The sequence below is a fragment of the Clostridium frigoris genome (genome assembly GCF_018861865.1).
Taxonomy (GTDB): Bacteria; Bacillota; Clostridia; order Clostridiales; family Clostridiaceae; genus Clostridium_AD; species Clostridium_AD frigoris.
In genome coordinates this window covers 1-3,753 of record NZ_JAHLDV010000111.1, presented here as the reverse complement: position 1 = coordinate 3,753, position 3,753 = coordinate 1, and the positions used below count along the sequence as shown (strand labels likewise).

Genomic DNA, 3,753 nt, shown 5'->3' with positions numbered 1-3,753 from the left:
GATAACAAAACTAATGTTTCATTCCTTTTAGATATATTTTCACTTTTCAAAGTACAATTTAAATCTTAAAATTTTCAATCTAGTTTTTTCATAGGTTAGTTAACACTATCCCCTATAACTTACTACATTTACAATATAATTATACCAAGACATCCCTATTTATCGATTATCACTAGACATACTCAAAATGTTAGTTTTACTTTCTATTCTTTTATTTATATACTATTAGTTTATACTGTAAAAGTTTCTATAAACTTAAGTAAAATTTATTATTGTATTTATCCATAATTAATAGGAGTGTCCTTATCGCTAAATTAAACATTCATTATATTAATATAATTAAAGAACAAACATATAGTTCTAATACAATAAAAACACCTATACTATCTATAGATGTTTTATAATAATATTTATGTTTTCAATTTTTTTTGGTATTTACTATTTTATTTACATAATAAATTAGTTACTAAATCTACTTTCTATAAGAAGATATTTTATAAAATAAAAGGTTTACATCTTAAATTAAAAACTTTAGTAATCATATCTTACCGAAGTATTGGTAATGTAGATCCTCCATAAGGCATTGTCATTACCTTAGCATCAGCGCCTTGTTCTTCATAAGCCTTGTTTATAGCATCCTGAACATTACTAAAAGGTACCATAAATATTTTGCGTACAAAGTCTGCTTCCATTTCAGATACTAAGAATATCTTTGAATTTTGTAATACCATTGCAATTGCTGCAGCTTTGTGCCCTCCAAGTTCAAAATTCTTTTGTATATCAACAATCAAACTCTGTGGAGAACTTGCATTGATCATCCATTTTTCAAATACTTTTTCACCAAGTCCCTCTAAACAAGATGCCACCAAAATTATAATTCCACCCTGTTTAACAGCATTTTTTGCATTATCTAGAGCTTTTTGAGATTGGTACATATTAATGTCTTTTGGATATCCACCTGGTGTTGTAATCACAATATCTGCTTTGTTTTTAATTTCTATTTTATTAGCTAAATCTAAAAATTTGCATCCCTCTCTATGCGCTTTTATAAAATGCCCAGCAACAGCCTTAATAATTTGTTTCTTTTTAACTAAAACTACATTTACAATAAAATCTATTGATATAGTTTCTATTGCTTCTTCTAAATCTAATCGAACTGGATTAGTATCTATGTTCCCAGTTTTAGCTTCTTCTTCAACCATTCTACTGTGATTTGCTTGAATTGCAGCTCTAGTAGAAACTCCAGGCATAATTGCCTTCGCACCACCACTGTATCCAGCAAAATAATGATACTCTATATTTCCAAGACAAATTCTTATATCTGCATCTGCTACCTCTGTAAAAATATCTATTGGTGTTCCTCGTTTTGTGAATCCTAAATGTTTAAAATCCAATGGGTTACTGTCTATACATCTAATTTTGTTATATATTGATTCACCTAATAAGTATTTTTTCTCATCCTCTGTATGTGGTCTATGACTCCCAATTGCTAAAATAATTGTTATATCACTATAGCATACCCCAGCCTCTTCTAGTTCCTTAATTACTACTGGAAGTACAATCTTACTTGGCATTGGCCTTGTAATATCACTAGTTATAATAACAATTTTTTTACCTTTCATAGCAATTTCTTTTAATCTTTTTGATCCAATTGGATTATCTATTGCTCTCTTAACTTCTTCTTCATTCATTAAATCTACTTCGATTTTATTAGGTAAAATTTCCTCCATAAAATTTTCTTTTTCTATATTGAATTTCATTGTTTTATTTCCAAAACCAAATTCAAATTTCATCTAACATCACCCCCACTTAAATTTTAATATTACCAATTCTTATTTTTTCATAAGTTAGTTAACAATATCATTACTCATATTCCACTGAACACATAAAAACTTAAGTTATTTAAATATAGTAAATATGAAAATCATTGTGCAGAATATGAGTCATTAAATCATTTCCTGGGTCACTTCAATATTAACGACTTCAGAAGGAAAAATATATTCCCACTGAAGTTTTCTATTTGTTAGGGTATATAACTCTAACTTATAGAAGAGGGAGACTTTCCTTCTGAAATGTCGTTAAATAGCTTTAATACTTGTTGAATTATATTTAATATAATCCAATAATTTTCCACCATACTAACCCTCCACCAATCCATATAATAAAGTATACTATTCCAAGAATAAAGTTTAAACTCCACCATTTATTCTGGCTTACATAACCTGAACCAAAAAGAATAGGTGCAGGACCACTACTATAATGAGTTGTTGAAGCAAATAGATTTCCAAACACTCCTAAACTTATAGCTGCAAGCATAGGTGGAACTCCTCCTGCTATTGCAACTCCAAGAAATGCTGAGTACATAGCACTTACATGTGCTGTTGAACTTGCAAAAATATAGTGACTATAGAAATAAGCTAAAAGTAAAACAATTAAAATAATAGGCCAACTAAATCCTTTTACACTTTGTCCAATTGTATTACTAAGCCATGGTATTAGTCCAAGCTTATTAAGCTGAGTTGCCATCATAACAAGTACGGAGAACCACATGAGCGTATCCCAAGCTCCCTTTTCACTCTTTACATCATCCCAAGTTAGAACTTCAGTAGTTAAAAGAAGAGAAAGGCCAATAAATGCTGTAAGCGTTGCATCTATATTAGTTATGGTTCCTGTTATCCATAAAAGAAGTACTATAACAAATATTAACGCCATGAATTTTTCACTTCTTTTAAGTGGACCCATTTCTTTTAGGGCATCATTGGCAAATTTAGGTGCATTAGGAGTACTTTTAATTTCTGGTGCATATAGTTTATAAATTATAAGAGGTATTACTATAAGAGAAATAACACCTGGAACAATAGCCGCTATAAACCACCCAAGCCAAGTAATGTTGACTCCAAAAGTTGCGGCAAGAGTCTGCGCTAATGGATTCGCTGCCATTGCTGTCATAAACATTGCAGAAGTTATAATGTCTCCATGAAATTCACAAAATATAAGAAAAGATCCTATTTTTCTTTCAGTTCCATCCTCAGGTTTCGAACCAAAAGCTTCTGAAAGAGATTTTATAATAGGATAAATTATTCCACCTGCTCTTGCTGTATTACTTGGAGTAGCAGGTGCTATTACAAGATCACAGAAAATAATTGAATAGCAAAGCCCAAGGGTCTTTTTTCCGAAGGATCTTACAAATAGATAAGCGACTCTTGTTCCAAGGCCTGTTTTTATAAAACCTCTTGAAATAAAGAATGCCATAACTATAAGCCATATACTGCTATTGCCAAAACCTTCAATTGCAATTTTTGTAGATACAGTTCCCGTTAGAATTGATACAGTTAATCCTATTATAGACAATGCTCCAATTGGAAACGGTTTTAAAATACACCCTACTATTGTTGCAACAAAAATTGCAAGCATGTGCCAGGCTTGAGGTTTAACTCCTATAGGGGCTGGTATAAACCATATAATAATACCTACGATAATTGCTATTAAAAACTTAATATACTTATCAGAATATAACGAATTACTAGAACTTTTTGTCATAATCAAAGCTCCCTTACTTTACTTATTTATAAATACTTTAGAAATCTTAACTTATTTTTTATAAGAGGGCTTGTACTTAATTAATACGCCCCCTTATTTAATTTGAGATTTCACGGAAACTCCCTAGTTCCTGTGATTACTCATTTTTAGTATCATTAATTTTTATTGATTCCCCCATTTTTTTTGCATAAAACACTTGACAAGTCTGTAGAA

General features: G+C 30.4%; 2 protein-coding genes. Both read right to left on the bottom strand.

What is annotated here, in order from left to right; all coding sequences use genetic code 11:
- Nucleotides 1-545: 545 nt before the first annotated feature.
- Nucleotides 546-1,793 carry a nickel-dependent malate racemase, LarAH6 family gene (gene larAH6, locus KPL37_RS19185; protein WP_216151675.1) on the bottom strand — a complete coding sequence of 416 codons (1,248 nt, stop codon included), beginning with the start codon at nucleotides 1,791-1,793 and terminating at the stop codon, nucleotides 546-548.
- 316 nt (nucleotides 1,794-2,109) lie between these two features.
- On the bottom strand, nucleotides 2,110-3,540 hold the full coding sequence (locus KPL37_RS19180; RefSeq protein ID WP_216151674.1) for an anion permease: 1,431 nt from the start codon (nucleotides 3,538-3,540) through the stop codon (nucleotides 2,110-2,112).
- Nucleotides 3,541-3,753: the final 213 nt, after the last annotated feature.

Coding starts and splice junctions, on each gene's coding strand:
- larAH6 (WP_216151675.1), bottom strand. CDS start 1,793: ATGAAATTTGAATTTGGTTTTGGAAATAAAACAATGAAATTCAATATA.
- KPL37_RS19180 (WP_216151674.1), bottom strand. CDS start 3,540: ATGACAAAAAGTTCTAGTAATTCGTTATATTCTGATAAGTATATTAAG.